11 protein-coding genes and 4 tRNA genes are annotated in these 16,077 nt (G+C 45.7%); all 15 read left to right on the plus strand.

What is annotated here, in order from left to right; genetic code table 11:
* Positions 1–220 precede the first annotated feature (220 nt).
* Positions 221–1,672 (plus strand): glyceraldehyde-3-phosphate dehydrogenase, encoded by a 1,452-nt coding sequence (locus ABWW54_RS17485; protein WP_353414134.1) that lies wholly within the window; start codon positions 221–223, stop codon positions 1,670–1,672.
* A gap of 498 nt (positions 1,673–2,170) precedes the next feature.
* Positions 2,171–3,481 carry a CmpA/NrtA family ABC transporter substrate-binding protein gene (locus ABWW54_RS17490; protein ID WP_502907826.1) on the plus strand — a complete coding sequence of 437 codons (1,311 nt, stop codon included), beginning with the start codon at positions 2,171–2,173 and terminating at the stop codon, positions 3,479–3,481.
* 92 nt (positions 3,482–3,573) lie between these two features.
* Positions 3,574–4,515: an ABC transporter permease gene (locus ABWW54_RS17495; protein WP_502907827.1), complete on the plus strand. Its 942-nt coding sequence runs from the start codon at positions 3,574–3,576 to the stop codon at positions 4,513–4,515.
* 11 nt (positions 4,516–4,526) lie between these two features.
* Complete coding sequence (locus ABWW54_RS17500; RefSeq protein WP_353414138.1) at positions 4,527–5,390, plus strand: ABC transporter ATP-binding protein; 864 nt, start codon at positions 4,527–4,529, stop codon at positions 5,388–5,390.
* A 72-nt stretch (positions 5,391–5,462) separates the two neighbouring features.
* The gene (locus ABWW54_RS17505) at positions 5,463–6,662 is read left to right on the plus strand and encodes an alginate export family protein (protein WP_353414140.1); all 1,200 of its coding nucleotides are present in this window, start codon (positions 5,463–5,465) and stop codon (positions 6,660–6,662) included.
* A 334-nt stretch (positions 6,663–6,996) separates the two neighbouring features.
* On the plus strand, positions 6,997–9,516 hold the full coding sequence (nirB, locus tag ABWW54_RS17510; protein WP_353414142.1) for a nitrite reductase large subunit NirB: 2,520 nt from the start codon (positions 6,997–6,999) through the stop codon (positions 9,514–9,516).
* 26 nt (positions 9,517–9,542) lie between these two features.
* The gene (gene nirD / locus ABWW54_RS17515) at positions 9,543–9,869 is read left to right on the plus strand and encodes a nitrite reductase small subunit NirD (RefSeq protein ID WP_353414144.1); all 327 of its coding nucleotides are present in this window, start codon (positions 9,543–9,545) and stop codon (positions 9,867–9,869) included.
* A 22-nt stretch (positions 9,870–9,891) separates the two neighbouring features.
* Positions 9,892–12,537 carry a nitrate reductase gene (locus ABWW54_RS17520; RefSeq protein WP_353414146.1) on the plus strand — a complete coding sequence of 882 codons (2,646 nt, stop codon included), beginning with the start codon at positions 9,892–9,894 and terminating at the stop codon, positions 12,535–12,537.
* Between the two features lie 93 nt (positions 12,538–12,630).
* Positions 12,631–13,602, plus strand: a complete 972-nt coding sequence (locus tag ABWW54_RS17525) for a biotin--[acetyl-CoA-carboxylase] ligase (RefSeq protein WP_353414148.1) — start codon at positions 12,631–12,633, stop codon at positions 13,600–13,602.
* Positions 13,602–14,366 (plus strand): type III pantothenate kinase, encoded by a 765-nt coding sequence (locus ABWW54_RS17530; protein ID WP_353414150.1) that lies wholly within the window; start codon positions 13,602–13,604, stop codon positions 14,364–14,366. The genes ABWW54_RS17525 and ABWW54_RS17530 overlap by 1 nt, the downstream gene beginning before the upstream one ends.
* Complete coding sequence (locus tag ABWW54_RS17535) at positions 14,363–15,094, plus strand: hypothetical protein (RefSeq protein WP_353414152.1); 732 nt, start codon at positions 14,363–14,365, stop codon at positions 15,092–15,094. The genes ABWW54_RS17530 and ABWW54_RS17535 overlap by 4 nt, the downstream gene beginning before the upstream one ends.
* Positions 15,095–15,222: 128 nt before the next feature.
* Positions 15,223–15,298 (plus strand) — tRNA-Thr (locus ABWW54_RS17540).
* Positions 15,299–15,343: 45 nt separating this feature from the next.
* A tRNA-Tyr gene (locus tag ABWW54_RS17545) sits at positions 15,344–15,428 on the plus strand.
* Between the two features lie 77 nt (positions 15,429–15,505).
* Positions 15,506–15,579 (plus strand) — tRNA-Gly (locus ABWW54_RS17550).
* An 83-nt stretch (positions 15,580–15,662) separates the two neighbouring features.
* A tRNA-Thr gene (locus tag ABWW54_RS17555) sits at positions 15,663–15,737 on the plus strand.
* The last annotated feature ends 340 nt before the right edge of the window (positions 15,738–16,077 follow it).

The raw sequence follows: 16,077 nt of genomic DNA on the forward strand, positions 1-16,077 counted from the left end.
ATCATAAGATTCGAGTCAGCCCAACTCTTATACAAGTCTGGTTTGTAATTTTATTACATAAGTCTTTGAAAAATATAGTCAATATTTGCTTGGAAACTAAGGTAAATGGGTGGCTGTTGGGTATAATCGCCACTCCATGAAAAATCGTCAAATACGAATCTGTTTCGGTTTTGGCATCAGCAACGTACTCCCGTGACTGGGGTAGTAAAGAGAGGCTATTATGACTCGTGAAGTTAGTCAGCAATATCTGGTTAATTGGAATGAACGGCAAGCCCTTGCCGAAAAAATGATCCCACTTCTTGGTTCCTTGTACCGAGGTTCAAGTGTGGTTGTGCGGGTCTTCGGTCAGAAGATCGCAAATTCATCCACCATCGAAATTATCAAATCGCATTTACACGGTCGTGTGATAGTGGGTCAGGCACTAGACATGGCTAAAAGCTTCAAAATGTTGCAGCTGATAGAGCAAATGAATTTGCGGCCTTGCCGAATTGATCTCGGCAAATTATGTCATGAGTACCTGAGTCAGGACTCTGATGAGGACATGCAAGCGTTTTTGGATAGGCGCATCGAAAAATTGTTGGGTGAACGAACTCAATCTGATAATGAGTCTCATGATGTCGTTTTATATGGCTTCGGGCGTATCGGTCGATTATTGGCTCGCTTATTGGTTGATCGTACCGGTACTGGCGCGAAACTTCGTTTGCGTGGCGTGGTTGTTCGTTCCAAAGGCGATGTAAAGCAAGATTTGGAGAAGCGAGCTGAGTTGTTACGTCGAGATTCCGTTCACGGTGAATTCGATGGGTCTATTTTGGTAGACGCTGAGGCCGAAGCAATTATTGCTAACGGCAACTACATTCAGTTTATTTATGCCAGCAATCCGAGTGAAATAGACTACACGCATTATGGAATTAAAGACGCTTTGGTGGTTGATAATACCGGAATCTGGAAAGACGAAGATGGATTGGGTCAACATACCTCTTGCCCTGGCGTATCTAAGGCGCTTCTTACCGCGCCTGCTAAAGGTGAGATAAAGAACATTGTCTATGGAATAAACGATGACTTGATCGAGGCTGCGGATACAATATTGTGCGCGGCTTCCTGCACCACGAATGCCATCGTGCCGCCTCTGCAAGTTATCAATGATAAATTTGGCATCGAGAGTGGTCATGTAGAGACAATTCATTCCTACACAAACGACCAAAACCTTATCGATAATTACCACAGCGCTGAGCGCAGAGGTCGTAGTGCTCCATTGAACATGGTTATTACGTCTACCGGGGCTGCTAAGGCCGTAGCCAAGGTGCTGCCTGAACTCAGCGGGGTCCTAACTGGCAACGCAATAAGGGTGCCAACGCCGAACGTATCAATGGCTGTGATGAACTTGAATTTGAAAGTAGAGGTCACCGCGGAAGATCTGAATGAGACCTTTCGCCAGATCTCCTATCACTCTCCCTTGCAAGAACAGATCGGCTTTACGTACTCAACGGAAGTGGTTTCTTCTGACCTAGTGGGTTCTACCCATGCTGGTGTTGTTGATGGCGGTGCCACGATCGCAGATGGTAAGCGGGTTGTGCTCTACGTTTGGTATGACAATGAAGCAGGCTACTCTAATCAGGTAGTCCGTGTTATGCAAAAGGTGGTAGGTCTCTCTCTTGATTGTTTAGCCGGCTAATAGTCTGGCGTTAATGCACTTCCGGTCATTGGGAGTGTATTGAGGCTGTTTAGGGTAATGATTTGCAATTCTAAACAGCCTTAAGTATTCACGGATGAATGGTCTCTCTGCTTCCCCGTCGCATTGAGCTTTGATTAATGACCAGCTCTGCTCTATTTCTCTAATCGAGCCTTGGTTAATGACCGGGTCGGCAACGCTGTGTCCAGCATAATTGATTGGTTTGAGTGCAAAATCGTTATCGATCGCACTTCTTTAGGGCGCATCAGGAGTGTGAATTAGCTGATTTTTTCTTGTTCTTTGGTTTGGCACGATTCCTGCTTTAGCTTTGTTGTTCTCTAACTAGGTCTTTTATTTGAGAACGTTAGCCGGAGGTTTCGATGAGTCGCATTGCGAGTCGCATTGCGTTCACGATTGTATCGGTAATTGGCAATTAACAAACAGAGAAGAATGATGTTAAGTAAATTGATTACGAAATTAGCGGTTGGGTCAATAATAGCGATGGCGGCACTGAGTGTGAGAGCAGAACTCGGCGAGCCAGAGAAGGACGAATTGACGTTTGGGTTCATTAAACTGACTGATATGGCTCCTATCGCCATAGCCTATGAAAATGGCTACTTCGAAGATGAGGGTTTGTACGTCACCATCGAAGCTCAAGCTAATTGGAAGGTGTTGCTTGATGGGGTTATCGATGGAAAGCTCGACGGTGCTCATATGCTGGCTGGCCAGCCACTAGCCGCGACTATCGGCTATGGTACCGAAGCGCATATTGTGACTCCTTTTTCGATGGACCTAAATGGCAATGGGATCACCGTTTCCAATGAAATATGGGCGAAAATGAAAAAACACGTGCCGACCGAAGATGGAAAGCCCGTTCACCCTATAAAAGCTGACTATCTAAAGCCGGTGGTAGATGAATTTAAAGACGAAGGCAAGCCATTCAAAATGGGCATGGTGTTCCCAGTGTCTACTCATAATTATGAATTAAGATACTGGCTAGCTGCTGGTGGGATTCACCCAGGCTATTACGCTCCGCATAAAGGCGATACAGCGGGGACTATTGATGCCGAAGCTTTGTTATCGGTGACCCCTCCGCCACAAATGCCTTCTACGTTAGAGGCGGGAACCATTTACGGTTACTGTGTGGGCGAGCCTTGGAATCAACAGGCGGTGTTTAAAGGGATTGGCGTGCCGGTTATCACAGACTATGAAATCTGGAAAGATAACCCCGAGAAAGTGTTTGGTATGAGCAAGGAGTTTACTGAAAAGTACCCGAACACTACCGCGCGCGTGGTGAAAGCATTGATTCGAGCTGCGCGCTGGTTGGATGAAAATGATAATGCAAATCGTCCGGCAGCCGTGAAAATATTGGCACAGTCAAATTACGTTGGAGCAGACTACGATGTAATCGCGAATTCAATGACTGGAACATTTGAGTACGAAAAAGGAGATAAACGTGCGGTTCCGGACTTTAACGTATTTTTTCGATACAACGCGACCTACCCATACTATTCAGACGCGATCTGGTATTTAACGCAAATGCGTCGATGGGGGCAAATATCAGAGCCTAAAAGCGATGACTGGTTTAAGAAAGTCGCAATGGATGTCTACAAGCCGGAAATATACAAAGTAGCGGCGCAAGAACTGATATCTGAAGGTCTGTTTAAGCCCGAAGAGTTTCCAGATTTCGCCGTTGAAACGGGATTCAAGCCTGAGCAAACAGAGTTTATTGATGGAATATCATACGATGGTTCGAAGCCAAATGAGTACCTACAGAAATTTAAAATTGGATTAAAAGACGAGGTGCTTTAGCACTGATTTTAGGCCAGAGGGTCCGGTAAATGACAACGCAAGTAAATAGCAATGAGAATGAAATGAGCAGCGCCGCTAAGGCGCTGGGGAAGATGGTTGATGCTTTTACGTCGATCGACGTAAAAGACGTGATCTATCCCTTCCTCGGAATTATAATTTTTCTGTTCATTTGGAATGTCTCGGCGAGTCGTATAGACACATCGTTGGGCCAATTCCCTGGTCCGAAACAAGTGTATCAACAAAGTTTAAGTTTGATTGACGAGCATAATGCTGAGCAGGTTAAGAAGGCTGCGTTTTACGAGCGACAGGATAAACGCAATGCCAAAAAAGCTGAGAAAAATCCTAATGCGGTTATTAAAGTTCGAAAATACACGGGTAAAGAAACTTTTTTTGATCAAATTTTCACCAGTTTGAAAACGGTGTTATTCGGTTTTTTTATTGCGTCAGCTATCGCTATCCCGCTGGGTATCGCATGTGGCTTAAGTGATGCGGTCTATAAAGGAATGAATCCTCTGATTCAGATTTTTAAACCAGTATCACCGTTGGCATGGTTACCGCTAATTACCATGGTGGTTAGCGCGCTTTACGTCACCGATGATCCGTATTTTGAGAAGTCGTTTTTAAACTCGGCACTGACGGTTGCTCTCTGCTGTTTGTGGCCGACATTGATAAACACAGCGGTGGGTGTTGCGAACGTGGATAAGGACTTACTCAACGTAAGTCGGGTTATTCAGTTGCCTGCTCTGACGCATGTGCGGAAAATCATTTTGCCAGCTTCCATTCCGATGATATTCACTGGATTGAGGCTTTCATTGGCCACAGGATGGATGGTATTGATTGCAGCGGAAATGCTTTCTCAAAACCCAGGCTTAGGGAAATTTGTTTGGGATGAGTTTCAGAATGGATCATCAAACTCTCTTTCGAGAATCATGGTTGCTGTGGTGGTCATTGGGTTGATTGGTTTTGCTCTGGATAGGCTAATTTTGATGGCTCAACGCTTCGTTAGTTGGGACAAACAAGCAATATTGCGTTAGGAGATAGTATCGTGGCTAATAAGTTTTTAGAGATTTCTCAAGTTGGTATCGACTTTCCTACCAACAATGGAGTCTACACAGCACTTAATGATGTCAATTTTTCGATTGAGAAAGGTGAGTTTGTTTCAATTATTGGCCATTCTGGCTGTGGTAAATCGACAGTGCTGAACATTATCGCCGGACTTTACCAAGCAACTTCTGGTGGTGTGATACTCGAAGGCAAGGAAGTCAATGAGCCTGGTCCAGATCGAGCGGTGGTGTTTCAAAGTCATGCGCTCATGCCGTGGTTGAGTGTCTTCGATAATGTGGCTCTAGGAGTGGAAAAGGTATTTAAAGGTAAGAAGAGCAGAGCGGAGATTAAAAGTTGGATCGAACATAATCTTGAGTTGGTTAAAATGGATCATGCAATGCACAAAATGCCGCATGAGATATCGGGCGGAATGAAGCAACGTGTGGGTATCGCGAGATGTTTGGCAATGCAACCTAAAGTCATGCTGATGGATGAGCCCTTTGGTGCTCTGGATGCGTTAACTCGCGCTAACTTGCAAGACTCTGTGATGGAAATTCAGAAAGAACTCAACACAACCGTCGTGTTGATTACGCATGATGTGGATGAGGCCGTTTTAATGTCAGACAAAATTGTAATGATGTCCAATGGTCCTGCCGCTAAGGTTGGCGAACTATTATCCATTGATTTGCCTAGGCCTCGAGAGCGCGTGGCGTTATCAAAGAATGAGCAGTTTAATTTTTATAGACAACAGGTTCTGTCTTTCTTGTATGAGAAGAAGGGCGTGGTGAACTTTAGCGTCGCAAAACAAGAAAACAACAACAGAGCTCGAAAAACTAACGAGCCGATCACTGAAGAAGCTGTTTAGTGTTTTAATAAATGACTAGGCAGTATCTGACGGTTTATTCGACAAACTACAAATTACGAGAGAAGTAGCTCTATGAAGAATTTCAATAAACAAAATATACATAAATATGGTCTCCTGGCGCTATCTGTACACGCAGCGTGCGCTTCTGGGGTCTCCAATGCGAAAGAAAACGCAAATGCATTTTACGGTGATTTTCGTTTAAGGTATGAAAATGTATCTCAAGATAACGCTTTGCAGGACGCAGATGCGCTGACGTTGAGATCTCGTTTAGGATTTAAAACCAAAACAATAGACGGATTCTCAGCGCTTATCGAGATTGAGAATAATATTGAACTCATCGATGATTTCAGCGTGCCTCCGACGGGTGACCGAACCGGTGAGTTTTCTGTGGTGGCCGACCCTGAATCTACCGAGATTGATCAGGCGTTTGTTTCATACTCTAGTGACACATTTACAGCCAAAGTTGGCCGTCAGGTTATAACCTTGGATGGTCATCGGTTTGTGGGGCACGTAGGTTGGAGGCAGGATCGCCAGACGTTTGATGCCGCGGTATTTAGCTACACACCCGTTAAGGGTTTTCAGGTCAGCGCTTCATACATTGATAAGCGAAATAGAATTTTTGCTGATGAGAGGGATATCGACAGTAAGGATTTGATTCTTAATACCTCTTATAAGGTCGGTCAAGGTAAGTTAGTGGCGTACGCTTACTTGTTGGAGATGGACAATGCGACGGATAATTCATTGGATACCTACGGTATTAGCTACAAAGGAAGTTCGAAGCTCGGTGATAATAAAATACTGTACGCTGCCGAATACGCGACTCAAGAAACCAATGATGTTTTCGATACAGACTATGTTTTTCTAGAAGGCGGTGCCACGTTAGGTGGAATTACCGCTAAGCTTGGGTATGAATCGTTAGGGTCTGATGGCGGTTTGAGAGGATTTGCAACACCGCTAGCCACTCTGCATAAGTTCAATGGGTGGGCGGATCAGTTTTTAGCTACCCCGGCTCAAGGTTTGGATGACATTTACCTAACGTTGTCAGGCACCGTCGGTGGTGGAAAATGGGTGGCTACTTATCATGATTACTCCAGTGACGTAGCTCTCAATGGCGCCGATGACCTTGGTGATGAAATTAACTTGCTTTACTCACGAAAGTTTGGAGATGGGTTTTCAGGAGGCGTTAAGTTTGCTGATTACACCGCAGGAGATTCCAGCTTCAGTAAGGTGGATAGTAAGAAAGTGTGGATTTGGGCCGGTTTTAAGTTTTAGAAATTCATTCTCAATTATGTTCAAGAAAAGGCCTCGCTTGCGCGAGGCCTTTTCTAGTTTTAGAAATCAATTTAACTCGCAGGACATGGATGGCGTTTGCTGGTGCAAGAAAGTCGTTGTTGGGTGCATATTGGTGCAAATGTCCTGCGAGCGCTCTAAATAAGGCCTTGTTTTGCTGTTGAAAAAAGTTGGCACGCTGCTTGCTTTAGTTAACTTAAGTGAAGAAGTGCGATGCCGTTAAATCGGCTCGTTTTTTCGCTTTTTCATCTAACTCCTTAAGATGTTCTATTTAACGGCGGCTACGTCAGCCGCCGTTTTTTTTTACGGTAATATTATGAAAGTAGTTGTTGTAGGCAATGGAATGGTTGGACACCATTACGTAGAAACATTGGTCAACTCTGATGTTGATTCCCAAATTACTATCATTGGAGGGGAGACCAGACCTGCCTATGACCGAGTGCATTTGTCTGAAGTTTTTGATGGCAAGCAGCCTGACGATCTCGCGATGGGTACTAGAGAGCAATATAAGGATTGGGGTGTGGAAGCGCACTTCGGCGATTTTGTAAGTAAAATCGACAGAGATAACAAGCAAGTGGTGACCGAAGGTGGTCGCCGTTTTGACTATGATCGGTTGGTTCTCGCCACCGGCTCTTTCCCTTTCATTCCACCCATACCTGGCAAGGATCAAGCACATTGTCTCGCGTATCGGACCATTGACGATCTAGGCGAAATCAAAGCGTCTGCTAAGGGTAAAAAAGTCGGAGTCGTGGTTGGCGGTGGATTATTGGGTCTAGAGTGTGCCAATGCCCTGAAAAACTTAGGGTTAGAAGCTCACGTTGTAGAGTTTGCTCCTGGCTTGATGGGAGTGCAGTTGGACGAAGGCGGCAGTAATATGTTGCGAAGAAAGATTGAAGCGCTAGGCGTGAAGGTTCACACCGGCAAGGCCACTCAGCGGATTGTTGAAGGCGAGAATTTGCGATTGAAAATGGAGTTCGCCGACGAGACCGAACTTGAAACCGACATGATCGTTTTTTCAGCAGGCATTCGCCCATATGATCAGTTGGCACGTGACGCCGACTTAAAAGTCGGAGAGCGGGGTGGCATAGAAATTGACTATCAATGCAAAACGTCGGACGAGAATATTTTCGCGATCGGAGAGTGCGCTGTTTTAGGTAATTTTATCTACGGTTTGGTGGCTCCGGGATACCGTATGGCAGAAGCAGCGGTATCTCAATTAAGTAGTGAGAAAGTATCGTTTACTGGCGCTGACATGAGCACTAAGTTGAAACTGCTCGGTGTCGATGTTGGCTCGATAGGCGATTCAAAAGGAGTGTCGGAGGATTCTCAAGCCTTCGTTTTCAGTGACGAGCGAAACGATGTGTACAAAAGGCTCAATGTGTCATCTGATGGCAAAAAGGTGCTCGGAGCCACGTTAGTGGGTGATGCTGAGGACTATGACACTTTGTTGCAATATTACCTTAATGATATTGATTTACCAGACGACCCCGAGAGTTTGATTTTGCCTTCAATTGATGGAGAGAAACCAGCTTTGGGGGCAGATGCCCTTCCTTTGGGCGCTACTATTTGCTCCTGTCACAACGTGAGTAAAGGCGATATCGTTAATGCCATTGACGGCGGTTGTTCAAGCGTTGCAGACGTAAAAGGCTGCACTAAGGCAGCGTCGGGTTGTGGCGGATGTGCCGCTCTTTTGAAAAACGTTGTTGATGCTGAATTCAGTGCTCGCGGTATCGAAGTAAACACAGATCTATGTGAGCATTTTCCGCACACTCGACAAGAGCTATACACCATCGCTCAGGCGACGAAAACAACCACCTTCGATGAGTTAATTGCTAAGCATGGTCAGGGGCGTGGTTGTGATATCTGTAAGCCAGCCGTTGGCTCTATTATGGCTTCTTTGTGGAACGAACACGTTTTAGAAGCTGATCTTGTTCCTCTGCAAGATACCAATGACACGTTTATGGCGAACATGCAAAAAGATGGGACGTATTCTGTTGTCCCCAGAGTGCCTGGCGGAGAAATCCTCCCTGATCAGCTAATAGCTCTCGGTCAAGTCGCCAAAAAGTATGGCTTATATTCAAAGATCACTGGCGGTCAGCGGGTGGATCTTTTTGGTGCGCGACTCAATGATTTGCCAAGCATCTGGGGCGAATTGATCGAGGCTGGCTTAGAAACTGGACACGCTTACGCAAAGGCGCTTAGGACCGTAAAATCTTGCGTTGGCAGTACTTGGTGTCGTTATGGGGTTCAAGATTCAGTCGGTCAGGCTATTGATCTCGAGAATCGATACAAAGGGTTGCGTACGCCCCACAAGTTTAAAATGGCAGTCTCGGGTTGCACGCGTGAGTGTGCAGAAGCGCAAAGTAAAGACATTGGTGTTATTGCCACTGAGAACGGTTGGAATCTGTATGTGTCAGGAAATGGCGGTATGAAGCCGCGGCATGCGGACTTATTTGCTACTGATTTAGATACTCCGACACTGATTAAATACATTGATAGGTATCTGATGTTCTACGTGCGAACCGCCGATCGTTTGCAGCGAACCTCCGTGTGGCTCGAGAATCTAGAGGGCGGTTTAGAGTACCTAAAGGAAGTCATTATTGAAGATTCACTTGGTATATGCGATGAGCTTGAAGCGCAGATGCAGCATGTCATCGATACTTATCAATGTGAGTGGAAAACAGCGATTAATGATGCTGAGAAACTGAAGCGTTTCAGGCAGTTTGTTAATTCGGATGGTGAAGATGAAAATGTTCTTTTTGTTGAGGAGCGCGGGCAGCTACGTCCAGCTTCAGAGGCGGAGAAGAATCGCAGCCAATTTAAAGCGGTTGGCTAAGAAGACTTGAGTTTAAAAGGGCTAATATGAATACCTCAATAATATGTTCTAAAGACGATCTGATTGCTAACTCAGGCGTATGCGCAAAGATAGATAATCAGCAGGTTGCTTTGTTTTATGTCCCAGATACTGAGCAAAAGGTATTCGCGATAGATAATTGGGACCCGCTGGGTAAAGCAAATGTGATGTCGCGCGGCGTGATTGGAAATATCGGAGATGAGCTGGTTGTTGCCTCTCCGCTTTATAAACAGCACTTTTCCCTAATTACTGGAGAGTGCGTCGAGGAAGATGTTCAAGTTGCGACGTATAAGGTCGGGATTGACAATGAAGACGTCATTTTGCTTGGCGATTAACCTCAAAATTAGCGTGTAAATAATGCAAAAAAAAACGACCTGCCCCTACTGCGGGGTCGGGTGTGGATTGGACGTTGGCCTTGGTGAGGGAATATCAACGCCATTGGTTATGGCCGATAAATCCCACCCAGCTAATTTTGGGCGTATTTGCAGTAAAGGGAGTGCGTTATCAGAGACAGTTGATAAAGAGCGCGCACCGAAGCGACTAACTCACCCAATGGTTGATGGTCAGGTTATTTCATGGGACGGAGCCACCGCGGAGATAGCCAAGCGATTGCAGCAAACCATTGATAAATACGGTCCAGACAGCGTTGCATTTTATTTGTCTGGTCAGTTGTTAACCGAAGACTATTACGTGGCTAACAAGTTAGCTAAGGGTTTTTTGGGTACGTCTAATGTTGACACGAATTCCAGGCTTTGCATGTCGTCTGCGGTTGCTGCGTATAAGAGGGCATTCGGTTCAGACACGGTGCCGTGTTGCTATGAAGATTTAGAGCTCGCAGACTTGATCGTGCTAATTGGGTCAAACACAGCTTGGACTCATCCGGTTCTGTATCAGAGAATTGTCCAGGCAAAAGAATCGAACCCAAATATGAAGGTGATTTTGATCGACCCGCGCCGAACCGTCACCGCGGACATCGCCGACCTTCATCTCGCCATCACCCCAAGTTCAGACAACTTTTTGTTTCAAGGTTTGCTGAATTATCTAATGCAATCGGGCCGCTTGGATGAGGCATTCATAGCCGAATCTACAGAGAACTTTGAGCGTGTTGCCGATTCAGTGAAATACGCGGATATGGGGGCTGTTTCAAAATCTTGTGGTGTAGAGAAAAGCGATTTGGAGCGTTTTTTCAGTTTATTCGCGAATACCAAAAAGACCATTAGTTTCTATTCTCAAGGCATTAATCAATCATCGAGTGGCACGGATAAATGTAACTCAATCATCAATTGTCATTTAGCAACTGGAAAAATTGGCTACGAAGGAGCAGGCCCCTTTTCGATTACAGGACAGCCTAATGCGATGGGCGGCCGTGAAGTGGGTGGGCTGTCTAATATGTTGGCGGCGCATATGGATTTTGATGATGCCTCAATTGATCGAGTAAAGAGATTTTGGCGGGCGCCGACCATGGCTGAAACGCCGGGGCTTAAGGCGGTTGATCTGTTTCAAGCGATACACGACGATAAGGTCAAGTTGGTCTGGATTATGGCAACTAACCCTGCCGTTAGTCTTCCGGACAGCGAGTCTGTGGTCGCTGCGTTAAAGCGCTGTGAAACGGTCATCGTGTCGGACATCACCGATAATGACACGACTGAGTTTGCTGACATACTTTTGCCGGCCGAGGGCTGGAGTGAAAAGGATGGCACAGTGACAAATTCCGAGCGAAGAATTAGTCGCCAGCGAGGTTTTGTTAAAGCTGATGGAGTTGCTAAGCCGGATTGGTGGGCGCTAACACAAGTGGCCGAAAAATTGGGTTTTGGTGAGCATTTCAATTACAAGCTTGCGGCTGATATTTTTCGTGAGCACGCGAGATTGTCGTCTTTTGAAAACGACGGAACGCGAGACTTTGATTTGAGTGGTCTTGCTAATGTCAGTGATGATGACTACGAGCGCTTATCCCCTATCCAATGGCCTGTGAATTCCAGTAATCCATTAGGGTCTCAACGAATGTTTACGGATCGGAAGTTCTTCACTCAATCGGGGAAGGCGCGATTCGTGGCATCAAAAGCCAGTTTGGCTGATGCGGTCAAAGTGATTAGCGAAAATAGCCTGGTTCTCAACACCGGTCGCTTACGCGATCAGTGGCACACCATGACTAGAACCGGGAGTGCTCCTAAGTTGACGTCGCATGATGACGTGGCTTTTATTGAATTGAATCCCAGTGACGCAATGAAATTTGGCCTTAAACATCATGCGATAGCGCGTGTGTTTAATGCGCTTGGAGAGGTTTCATTACAAGTTAAAATTGATGATTCTATCGATTCTGGCCAGGCGTTCATGCCAATTCACTGGAATAGAAAGTACGCGAAAGCGTCTACAGCTAACACATTGGTGCGCCCTAATGTAGATCCGATATCAGGTCAGCCAGAGTTTAAAGCCTCCAATGTGTCGGTGCTGCCGCTGATGCATCGGTACTGGGTTCGTATGGTGAGTAAGCGTCCGTTTAATTCGTTGGAAAAATACGACTTTTGGTCTTTAAATCAATTTGAAGGAGGGTGGGTTGCCTTACTGGGGTTTGATGAGACGACGGATTGGAGGGCTGAGCTAGCGTCGGACGCAGGAAGCTACAGCGAGACGTCGAAGAATATCGAGGTGCTCGAGTATCGCAATTCACTTAAAGATCGTTACGTGGCGGCTACATACGCAGGAAGTAATATTGAAACGTTTCTGTTTCAGGGTGGGTGCGCGAGTGATCTACCAAGTAGAGCATGGATGACGGAATCATTTATGAGCTCGAGCGCCCTTGATACAGCAATGTTGGTGCGCGGCGAGAGTGACGGTAGAGATGAGTTAGTGTGTTCCTGTTTTGGAATCACTCATAAACGTATTCGTAGTGCAATTGATGAAGGCGCCAAATCAAGTGTTGACCTAGCTCAGACGTGTGGAGCGGGCTCGAAGTGTGGAAGTTGCAAGCCGGAGCTAAATCACTATTTCTCGAAATCGAAGTAAATTGTGACTGCGTAGTTGATCGCTTCGCCTTAAGAGATTCATGGCTGGAAATTTTACAACTGCACTCGGTCTCATTTTTGCTAAACTTGTGGCATGCAAAATGAGAAAAAAATAATAGAGTTTCTGAATAGACCGGGTGCGACGTCAGGTTCAGAGCTGGGCGCTGAGTTAGGCGTATCCAGAATGGCCATTCAAAAAAGGATTCAAGCCTTGGTTGAGCATGGCCTTCCTGTGAGCGCCGTTAGGGGGGTTGGGTATGTTCTTGAGGATGACGTGAACTTACTTGAGGTTGATGTTATTACACAGAACTTGGGTTCAGCTGTTAGACCCTTGGTGGGTGAAATAGAGGTGCAGCAATCAATCGAGTCGACGAATTCTCACTTGCTGTCGAAACCGATTGAGCTCGGTAAGGCTACGGTCTGTTTGGCCGAAACACAGTCAAAGGGGCGTGGACGAAGAGGCAATGATTGGCAGTCAGCCCCCTATCGAAACATTATGTTGTCAGTTAGTTGGGGGTTTGACCATTGGCCAGCAACCATTACTGGCTTGGGTTTAGCGGTTGGTTTGGTGGTAGCGGAATACCTGAATCTCCAATATTCGGCTGGTGTAACGATTAAGTGGCCAAACGACCTGCTGGTCGGCAATGATAAGTTGGGTGGCATTCTGGTTGATGTTGCAGGCGAATCATCAGGGTCTTGCAATGTTGTGATTGGACTAGGTTTGAATGTTCATCAGTCAAACTGGTCGGCCGAGTCTGGCTATGATTGGCAAGATCTGGCAGGTTTGGGTGTTTCGGTTAATCGGAATACGCTGGCTGCCGATTTAATCTCGGTCATAAGTGCGATGCTATCGCAGTTCTCAAAAGATGGCTTTTCCGTATTAACTGAGCGGTGGAACGCGCTAAGCAGCTACGCTGATAAAAAGATCAGAATTATCGGACCTGAGTCCGATATTGTGGGTGTGATGCGCGGCGTTGATGAGACCGGAGCATTGCTTATTGAAGTAAATGGAAGTATTGAGAGAATCGATGACAGCAGTAGAAGTGTTAGATTGGTTGACCTGTAATGATTATTTTGCTGGATGCGGGTAATACTCGACTTAAATGGGCTTCATTGCCTACCTTGGAGCACGAAATATCAGATCACGGGGTGATTGACTATTCGTCCTTGCCTGACTTATCTGGCATCCAGGCTAATAAGTCGATCGTTGAGTGTGTTGCGATCTCCAGTGTGGCTGGAGAAGAGCGAAATGGCCAGCTCATTCAGGCGTGTCTATCTGCTTTTGCAATAGAGCCAATTTTTGCCAAAGTAACTAAACATGCCGGTGGTGTGATAAATGATTATCTTGCCTTGGATCGACTTGGTGTGGATCGATGGGTCGCTGCGTTAGGGGTAAGGGATGTAGATGAAAGTGACGGAAATTATATTGTTGTTGATGCTGGTACAGCGGTAACGGTTGACGTTTTGGATCGTGAGCGCGTTTTTAGAGGCGGGGTTATTTTGCCGGGAGCACGCTTAATGCATGATTCGCTGGTAGGCAAGACAGCAGGCATTCGATCTAAAATGAAGAGTGTTGGTAGCGTAATTGGAAGAGATACTAATCAATGTGTGAATGCAGGCGCCTATTATGGGTTGGCCGGAGCAGTGGAGAGGGTGATCGAGGAATGTGTGGATTCTGTTGGTAATGATTCGCCCTGGAAGGTTATAGTGTGTGGCGGAGACGCGCGCTGGCTGGCTAAATCTTTGAAAACTCAGTTGCCAGTGTCTGTCCAATCAAGTCTGATCTTTCATGGGTTGTTGTGTCTACTGCGTTCTGGAGAATTTAAGTGACTCGAATTTTATTGGTGTTGGTTTTGGCAAATATTGCCGTCTTTTTCTGGCCTACTCAAGCTAACATTGCGCCGCATATCTATTCCGAAAAGCCGGAATTGAATCCCCACTTCGTCAGGCTAAATAAAGAAATTGAAGAACGATTTTATAGCCAAGATAAGCGCAGTGATTTCGATCAATTTGATGCTCAATCGCAGTTGCCCAAGGTCGACACTGATGAGGTTCTGGCGCAGGTAGGCAGTAGTGTGTCGGGCTCTGGAGTCTGTTATCGCTTGGGGCCTTTTATGCATCAAGAGAGCTATGAGTTAGCGCAGGCTGTGTTATTTAACGCCAATGTTGATTATCAGAAGTCAGCTCGAGCAAGCCAAAAATCGGATGTCTACCGCTTGTTTCTTGGGCCATTTGAAAACAGTGCATTGGTGGCGGATGCTAGGCTAGAGCTTAAGCGTCAGAGGATCTTGGATCATTTTTCGCGAAAGCTCGAGAGTGGCAACTATATTATTTCGCTTGGTATATACAGCTCACAAGAAACGGCGGATACTGCTTTGCGTTTGTTTCAAGGGAAATTGAATGATGTAAAAATGCAGAACGAAACGGTGTTGTTACCTAATAGTTATTGGCTTCACTTTGTTTTGGGTCAGTCTTCATCAAAGCTAGAGAAGCTAAGCGATATCGACTGGGGTGAGAATTCGGTTAAACTCGGGCCGCATACTTGCAGAACGCAATGATTTAATTGGTTTTTTTAAGTAAATTTAAGCAACAAAAATAAAAACTCAATTTTTTATAATTTTTTTTGAAAGAAACGTTGTATTTGAACCCAACTCGACCTAAAATGCGCGACCTGAATGAGGCACAAGCCTGCATAGCTCAGTAGGTAGAGCAACTGACTTGTAATCAGTAGGTCGTTGGTTCGATTCCGACTGCAGGCTCCATTCAGTTGATGTGAAACGGCGTTAAAGTATTCGCCGTAGATATAAGGTGGGGTGGCCGAGTGGTTAAAGGCGACGGACTGTAAATCCGTTCTCTCTGAGTACGCTGGTTCGAATCCAGCCCCCACCACCACTTATTGAGTTGTCTTTTATTGTTAGTGGTGCAAGCAGTCAAGTTGATCTTCTTGTATGCTAATGGTTGATTTTGTTGCGGGTGTAGTTCAACGGTAGAACCTTAGCCTTCCAAGCTAATGGTGTGGGTTCGATTCCCATCACCCGCTCCACTCAATTTTAAGTGTGTTTTTTTGAAAGATGGGCCGAAAGGTTCATTTTTTATTTGAGCGTATCGTATTAGTCATATTGATTTGCCCACGTAGCTCAGGGGTAGAGCACTCCCTTGGTAAGGGAGAGGCCATCGGTTCAATTCCGATCGTGGGCACCATCTTGTTGGTTGCTAGAGTTGAGTTGATTGCTGCTTTGGCGAAGACAGGTTTACCTGGGCTGAATGTCTCGGGTTTGTGAAAATTTATAGAGTCGAAGAGTCTAGTTTGCTCTTTGGCTGGCTGCCGCAGATGCTCGTTGTGTCTGTGGCATTAATGGTTTCGACGTTTTGAGTCATATTTTTGACGCAATGCGTTGATAGAGTGCGGCCTTGAATAAAGTTATAGGTTTAGCGCGAAATGATTACCGGCTTGGTGCTTATTTCATTTTTGGATGAACAAGACTGGTTCGGTATCGTGTTTAGTTGGTAATTATTTAACGAAAGATAGATAGGTTGATAC

Source organism: Arenicella sp. 4NH20-0111 (assembly GCF_040366405.1).
Lineage (GTDB): Bacteria > Pseudomonadota > Gammaproteobacteria > Arenicellales > Arenicellaceae > Arenicella.

Bases quoted from the DNA above. Each gene is read 5' to 3' on its own strand.
- nirD (WP_353414144.1), top strand. From the start codon at position 9,543: ATGAATACCTCAATAATATGTTCTAAAGACGATCTGATTGCTAACTCA.
- ABWW54_RS17485 (WP_353414134.1), top strand. From the start codon at position 221: ATGACTCGTGAAGTTAGTCAGCAATATCTGGTTAATTGGAATGAACGG.
- ABWW54_RS17530 (WP_353414150.1), top strand. From the start codon at position 13,602: ATGATTATTTTGCTGGATGCGGGTAATACTCGACTTAAATGGGCTTCA.
- ABWW54_RS17520 (WP_353414146.1), top strand. From the start codon at position 9,892: ATGCAAAAAAAAACGACCTGCCCCTACTGCGGGGTCGGGTGTGGATTG.
- ABWW54_RS17495 (WP_502907827.1), top strand. From the start codon at position 3,574: ATGGTTGATGCTTTTACGTCGATCGACGTAAAAGACGTGATCTATCCC.
- nirB (WP_353414142.1), top strand. From the start codon at position 6,997: ATGAAAGTAGTTGTTGTAGGCAATGGAATGGTTGGACACCATTACGTA.
- ABWW54_RS17490 (WP_502907826.1), top strand. From the start codon at position 2,171: ATGGCGGCACTGAGTGTGAGAGCAGAACTCGGCGAGCCAGAGAAGGAC.
- ABWW54_RS17505 (WP_353414140.1), top strand. From the start codon at position 5,463: ATGAAGAATTTCAATAAACAAAATATACATAAATATGGTCTCCTGGCG.
- ABWW54_RS17525 (WP_353414148.1), top strand. From the start codon at position 12,631: ATGCAAAATGAGAAAAAAATAATAGAGTTTCTGAATAGACCGGGTGCG.